This is a genomic window from Streptomyces sp. NPDC057638, assembly GCF_042800315.1.
Taxonomy (GTDB): domain Bacteria; phylum Actinomycetota; class Actinomycetes; order Streptomycetales; family Streptomycetaceae; genus Streptomyces.
In genome coordinates this window covers 1-6,334 of sequence record NZ_JBHVHF010000385.1, presented here as the reverse complement: position 1 = coordinate 6,334, position 6,334 = coordinate 1, and the positions used below count along the sequence as shown (strand labels likewise).

At 71.3% G+C, this 6,334-nt stretch carries 5 protein-coding genes and 1 pseudogene; 4 read left to right on the top strand and 2 right to left on the bottom strand.

Annotated elements, in window-relative coordinates; translation table 11 throughout:
* Both ACFVIM_RS31480 and ACFVIM_RS31475 read right to left on the bottom strand, forming a co-directional pair.
* Window positions 1-235: pseudogene (locus ACFVIM_RS31480) on the bottom strand (GyrI-like domain-containing protein); the annotation flags it as partial.
* A gap of 6 nt (window positions 236-241) precedes the next feature.
* The gene (locus tag ACFVIM_RS31475) at window positions 242-973 is read right to left on the bottom strand and encodes a uridine kinase (RefSeq protein ID WP_384308663.1); all 732 of its coding nucleotides are present in this window, start codon (window positions 971-973) and stop codon (window positions 242-244) included.
* Window positions 974-1,134: 161 nt separating this feature from the next.
* Here ACFVIM_RS31475 and ACFVIM_RS31470 point away from each other — a divergent pair, with 161 nt between their 5' ends.
* From ACFVIM_RS31470 to ACFVIM_RS31455, 4 genes are all read left to right on the top strand, one after another.
* Entirely contained in the window at window positions 1,135-1,647 is a 513-nt protein-coding gene (locus ACFVIM_RS31470) for a SigE family RNA polymerase sigma factor (RefSeq protein ID WP_384308661.1), read from the top strand.
* Between the two features lie 76 nt (window positions 1,648-1,723).
* Entirely contained in the window at window positions 1,724-3,139 is a 1,416-nt protein-coding gene (locus tag ACFVIM_RS31465; protein ID WP_384308658.1) for a hypothetical protein, read from the top strand.
* Window positions 3,140-3,823: 684 nt separating this feature from the next.
* Window positions 3,824-5,953 (top strand): carbon starvation CstA family protein, encoded by a 2,130-nt coding sequence (locus ACFVIM_RS31460; protein WP_384308656.1) that lies wholly within the window; start codon window positions 3,824-3,826, stop codon window positions 5,951-5,953.
* Window positions 5,950-6,258, top strand: coding sequence for a YbdD/YjiX family protein (locus ACFVIM_RS31455; RefSeq protein WP_384308654.1), 309 nt, complete (start codon window positions 5,950-5,952; stop codon window positions 6,256-6,258). The genes ACFVIM_RS31460 and ACFVIM_RS31455 overlap by 4 nt, the downstream gene beginning before the upstream one ends.
* Window positions 6,259-6,334: the final 76 nt, after the last annotated feature.

Below are 6,334 nucleotides of genomic sequence, written 5' to 3'. Positions count from 1 at the left end.
GTCCGTGCGCGGAGTCACCGCCGGGCGATCCGCCGATGACCGGCTCGACGGGGATCCGCGGCTGCGCGTCGGCCCCGGTCCCGTCATCGGAGCGGACGAAGCGCGACAGCTCAGGCCCCGGCCTGGAGCGGTACGGGTGGGACGGGAACCACGGGGTGAACACGTCCCGCCACAGGTTCTGGAGGGTGAGGGGGAAGGGCCCCGGGCTCGCGAGGTCCGCCCACGCCCCGGCCGGGCCCGGTCAGGGAACGATGACGCGCGGCGCGGCGAAGTCCCGGTTGTCGATGACCACGTCGGCCAGCGAGAGCGGCCGGACCTCCCGCAGATAGACATGGGCCGCGCCGAGATAGCGGTCGCGATGGAGCGCCTCCGCCTCGGAGCCCGCCCAGCCGTCGCCGCCGTCGCGCGCGGCGCCCCGGGCGACCGAGAGCCCGTCGTCGACGTCCAGCCAGATCCGGTGGTGCCAGTAGGCGTTCAGCTCGGGGCGGAAGGCGAACACGCCGTCCACGATGAGCACCGCGTCGTCGGCCACCGGGGTGGTGACCGCCGCGTGGTCGATCTGGGTCAGCGGGTCGAGGGAGCACAGGGAGCAGACGGCGGGCCCGGCCGAGCGGCAGGGGTCCAGCAGCAGTTCGCGCGCGGTCGCGTAGTCGTAGGCGTTGCGGTAGTAGCCCTCGCCGGACTCCCGGTCATACCGATGCCGGTCCCGCCAGGGGTTCTTGAAGTCGTCCAGACAGGCCCGCAGTACGGGCCGCCCGGCCCGCGCGACCGCCTCGGCGAGCTCATGGCCGAAGCTGGTCTTGCCGGAGGCGGTCAGGCCGTCGATGCCGATGAGCAGCCGGCCGGGACCGAGGCCGGTGACGCGGCGTGCCATCCACGCGACCAGCGCGGAGCGTTCGGCGGAGACGGCGGGCGGGCTCGGCTGCCGCCAGGTCGAGACCGAGTGCTCCACGGTTACGTTCCGCGATGTCATGGCCTCACCTTAACCGGCGCCCCCTGACCACCACGGGGCCTCATGGCGCGGATCACACCGGGCCGGTGTGAAACATTCCGCGCGGGTCGGCGCATCAAGGAGGTGGGGCCGTGTCCGGCCCCGAACCGGACCGTATGGAGCAGACAGTGAACGGGGAGGGCATGAGACAGTCCCGCGAGGACGAGTTCCTGGAATTCGCGAGGGGTCTGACCGGCCATCTGTACCGCTCGGCGACCCTTCTCACCAGCGGGGACAGCTACCTCGCCGAGGATCTGGTGCAGGAGACGCTGGGGCGGATGTACGTACGGTGGGGGCGGATCTCGGAGGTGGACAACCCCACCGCCTACGCCAGAACGGTGCTGGTACGCACCTACCTCTCCTATCGCCGCCGCCGGTCGTCGGATGAACGGCCCTTCGGTGAGCTGCCCGAGATCCCCATCATCTCCGGCGGCGATCCGCTGCTCCGGCTGGCGCTGCTGGAGGCGCTGCGGCGGCTCTCGCCCAAGGACCGTGCCGTCATCGTGCTCCGCTACTGGGAGGACCGCAGCGTGGAGGAGACGGCTCTCGCCATGAACACCAGCGCGGCATCGGTGCGCACCCGCTCCTCGCGCGCGCTGACGCGCATGCGCATGCAGCTCGGCGGCAGTCTCGCCGCCTTCTTCACGGTCACCTGAGACCGCTTCTCCCACCTCCGCCGCCATCGACCACCATCAGGAGCTGTGATCGGCCATGCCCGAAGACAAGGTGCCCATGCCCGAAGACAAGACGCCCGCCGCCCGTGACCGCGATCCGCGCGGCGACCACGGGGCGCGCGACGACCACCGCGCATCCACACCCCGCACTCCCGGTGCTTCCGGCACTTCCGGCACTTCCGGTACTTCCGGTACTTCCGGTACGGAGGAGCGGCACGACGCCACCGAGCTGATCGCCCTCGACGACTTCGAGCTCCATCTCGGCGAGGCGATCCAGCGGGTCGGCGGTTCCTTCCCACCCGACCGGGCGGCCCTGCTGGCGGCCGGGGTCCGGCGCGGCAGGCGCAAGCAGCGGCGGCGGCGAGCGCTTCTGCTGACCAGCGGCGCGCTGGCGCTGGCGCTGGCAGCGACCGCCGGGATGTACGAAACCGGGATGTTCGACACCGGGACCGCGACCACGAACGTGGCCGCGCCCGGGAGCGGGGACGGGCCGACGCCCAGCGACACCGCCACGGTCTCGGCCACGTTCGGGACGGAGCCCGTGGACGGCACACCCGATCCCCACCTCACCGATCCCGCCCTCTATATGCGGGTGGAGGCCCGGGAAATGATCAAGCTGCTGGACGTCCTGCTCCCGGAGCGGGCCGAACTGAGCGGCCAGCGCGGCGCGAGTCACTTCGGGGGTGACTCGGTGGGCATGGGCGCGGTGGTGTACGACGACGGCTACGGAAGGAGCCTCATCGAGGCGCGGGTCAAGCGGGTGGACCCGGGCAGCGCCGCCGGACGCAAGGGCCTGAGCTGCCGGAAGCCCATCCGTAAGGGGGAGGTGAGCTGTTCGGCCCAGGGCAGCGGTCCGGTGGCGGGGTCACCGGGCGTGGTGATGCGGCGCGGGGAGCACCTGACCGACAAGGGCGTCCGGGTGGAGGTGCGTCAGTACAACGCCCCGGCGGCCAAGGGCTCGCTCCCCACCAGAACGCGGCCGCCCCTGGACGACAGGCAGTTCATGAACCTGGTCAACCGGGTGGAGAGCGCCTTCAACCAGTTCGGCACCCTGGACGCCTCGTACTTCGCCACCCCCAAGCGCTACAAGCTCACCCACGACGGCGACCGGGAGCGCGAGACCCTCAGGGAACTCGTGCCGCCGGGGCTCTCACCCCGGGGCAGCGGAGGCTCGCGCGACACCGCGTACTGGATCATCCACGACGTCACGCGCAAGGTGAGCACCCATCTGTCCGTGACGCTCGCCAAGGCGGGACCGGAGGAGAAGCCGGTGACCACCCGTCAGCGGGACGGTCGGCGGGAAGGGGTCAAGGTCTGGTCGGCGGCGGCCGTGACACCGGACGGCATGCGGGTGACGGTCACCGCGTACAACGCGGAGTACCCGCACTCGGCGGCGGTGCGCGAGACCCCGCCGCTCTCGCTCACCCAGCTCACCGCCATCGCCACCTCCTCGCTCTGGCACGGCTTCAAGTAGCCCGGCGCGACCCCGTGTCCCCCGGCGGGCACGGGATCCCCGCCCGCGTACCTCGCGGAGGCTCCACCGGCCCGGACCGAACGGATCCGGACGGCTCGCGCCCGCCGGCCCGCTGACGGCGGGACGGCTTACCCGGTGGAGAACGGAGCATGTCCCGGCAGTGGCGGTGGCACGGCAGTGTCTCGGACACCCCGGTCAACCGAACCACAGGAATCGGCCACTTCGCCATGGTTCGGCGCGGTCCGGGCTGACCACCGAGGACAGCGGAGGTGCCCGTGGCGGCGCGTGGCGGCGGACGAGGGCACGGTGGACCGGGGCGGGTCCGCCGGGTCCCGGCGGCACCCCGGCTGACGCGGCGCCGGACGCGCGCCCCGGGATCCCGGCGGCACGGCGGTCCACCGCCCGGCCCCCGCCCAGCCGGTCCCGGCCAGGGCGTCGGCGCCCGTACCCGTACACCCGTATCGGTATCGGTATCGGTATCGGTATCGGTATCGAAGCGTGGCACGCGGGCACCGGGAACGACGGGAGCGATCCTCCCGGCCCGGATTATCACTCCCCCACCGGTGACGGTTCCCCGGACCCCGGGTACGCTCCCGGTCCCTTCGTCCAACCGTCAGCACGGCGGCCTGGGGCCCACCGCTCGGCCCTGTCCGCGCCGCCGACCGTCCCCGTGAGGAGCACGAGTTGCCCCGGTCACCGCTGCCCGCGTTGCGGGCCAATCCGAAATCGGTCCTGATCTGGACCGCCGTCGCCGTGGTGGGCGCGATCTGCTGGGGGGTGCTCGCCCTCTCCCGGGGGGAGGAGATCTCCGCCGTCTGGCTGGTCGCGGCCGCCCTGGGCTCGTACGCCATCGCCTACCGCTTCTACTCCCGCTTCATCGTCACCCGGGTACTGAAGCCGGACGACACCCGGGCGACCCCGGCCGAACGTCTGGAGGACGGGGTCGACTACCAGCCCACCGACCGCAGAGTGCTGCTGGGGCACCACTTCGCGGCCATCGCGGGCGCGGGACCCCTGGTCGGTCCGGTGCTCGCGGTGCAGATGGGCTATCTGCCGGGCACGATCTGGATCGTCTTCGGGGTGATCTTCGCCGGTGCCGTGCAGGACATGGTGGTCCTCTTCCTGTCGATGCGCCGGGACGGCAAGAGCCTGGGTCAGATGGCCCGGGACGAGATCGGCAAGGTCGGCGGCGCCGCCGCGCTGATCGCCGTCTTCATCATCATGATCATTCTGCTGGCGGTGCTGGCGCTGGTCGTGGTGAACGCGCTCGCCCACTCGCCGTGGGGCACCTTCTCGGTGGCGATGACCATCCCGATCGCCCTGTTCATGGGGTTCTACCTCCATGTGATGCGGCCGGGGAAGGTGCTGGAGACCTCCCTCATCGGAGTGGTCCTGCTGTTGCTGGCCATCGTCGGCGGTGGCTGGATCGAGAACTCCGGGCTCAAGGAGGCGTTCACCCTCAGCCCGACCACCCTGGTCTTCTGTCTGGTCGGCTATGGCTTCGTCGCCTCGGTGCTGCCGGTGTGGATGCTGCTGGCGCCGCGTGACTACCTGTCCACCTTCATGAAGATCGGTACGATCGCGCTGCTCGCCCTCGGTGTGCTGCTGGCCGCGCCGACCCTCAAGGCGGACGCGGTCAGCCCGTTCGCCTCCTCCGGCGAGGGCCCGGTCTTCGCGGGCTCGCTCTTCCCGTTCCTCTTCATCACCATCGCCTGTGGCGCCCTCTCGGGTTTCCACTCACTGGTGTCCTCGGGCACGACTCCCAAGCTCATGGAGAAGGAGTCGCAGGTCCGGATGATCGGCTACGGCGCCATGCTGATGGAGTCGTTCGTCGCCGTCATGGCGCTGATCGCGGCCTCCGTGCTCGATCCCGGGCTCTACTACGCGATGAACGCCCCGGCGGGGCTGCTCGGTGACTCGGTCGAGTCCGCCTCCCAGGCCGTGGCCAACCTCGGCTTCACCATCTCGCCGGACGATCTCGCGGCGGCGGCCAAGGCGGTGGAGGAGTCCACCCTGGTCGCCCGTACGGGTGGCGCGCCGACCCTGGCGGTCGGGATGTCGCAGATCTTCTCGGACGTCATCGGCGGCGAGGGGATGAAGGCGTTCTGGTATCACTTCGCGATCATGTTCGAAGCGCTGTTCATCCTGACGACCGTCGACGCGGGGACCCGGGTGGGCCGCTTTATGCTCCAGGACATGCTCGGCAACGTCTGGAAGCCGCTGGGCCGGGTCAACTGGAAGCCGGGCATCTGGCTGGCGAGCGCGGTGGTCGTGGCGGGCTGGGGCTACTTCCTCTACGCGGGGGCGACCGACCCGCTCGGCGGGATCAACCAGCTCTTCCCGCTCTTCGGCATCGCGAACCAGCTGCTCGCGGCGGTGGCGCTCACGGTCGCCACGACGCTGCTGGTGAAGACCGGCCGGGTCCGCTGGGTCTGGGTGACGGGTGTGCCGCTGGCGTTCACCGTCGCCGTCACCTTCACGGCGAGCTGGCAGAAGGTCTTCTCCCCCGACCCCCGGGTCGGCTTCTTCGCCCAGCGCGACCGGTTCGCCGACGCCATCGACGCGGGGAAGGTCCTGCCGCCCGCGAAGAACATGGACGACATGCACACCATCGTCACCAACTCCACCGTCGACGGGGTGCTCATCATCGTCTTCGTGGTCCTGGTGGCCACCGTCATCACCAACGCCGCCATCATGTGCGTCCGCTCGCTGCGCTCCCCCACCCCGCCGCCGTCCACGGAGGCGCCGTATGTGGCCTCGAAGCTCCCGGCCCAGCCGACGCGGGGCGACGAGATGGCCGGGGTGCGCGAGTGAGAGGGACGGACGCGGCGTCGGTGGCACCGGGAACGCCGTCTCCGCCGCCGGTATCCACCGGTACGGACCATCCCGGCGGACACCGTACGGAGAGGGGAACGGCGGCTGGTGCGCTGGCCGCGGTCGGCCGGGGTCTGCGCTCCGTCCACCGGTATCTGCGAGAGCTGACCGGGGAGACCGCGTACGAGCGGTACTGCGCCTGGCTGCTCCGTGAGCGGCCCGGGGCCACGCCTCCGTCACGGCGTGAGTTCGAACGGGCGCGGCTGCGCCGCCAGGAGGAGGCACCGGGTTCGCGCTGCTGCTGAACGGAGCCCCGCCGGACCCAGCGGCGGCCCGGTCACCCCGATTTTCGCGGCTGCTCTCCCCAGGCCGAGCCTGGTG

What these genes read in the sequence shown, in the direction of transcription:
- ACFVIM_RS31465 (WP_384308658.1), top strand. Translation starts at nt 1,724, where the DNA reads ATGCCCGAAGACAAGACGCCCGCCGCCCGTGACCGCGATCCGCGCGGC.
- ACFVIM_RS31475 (WP_384308663.1), bottom strand. Translation starts at nt 973, where the DNA reads ATGACATCGCGGAACGTAACCGTGGAGCACTCGGTCTCGACCTGGCGG.
- ACFVIM_RS31470 (WP_384308661.1), top strand. Translation starts at nt 1,135, where the DNA reads ATGAGACAGTCCCGCGAGGACGAGTTCCTGGAATTCGCGAGGGGTCTG.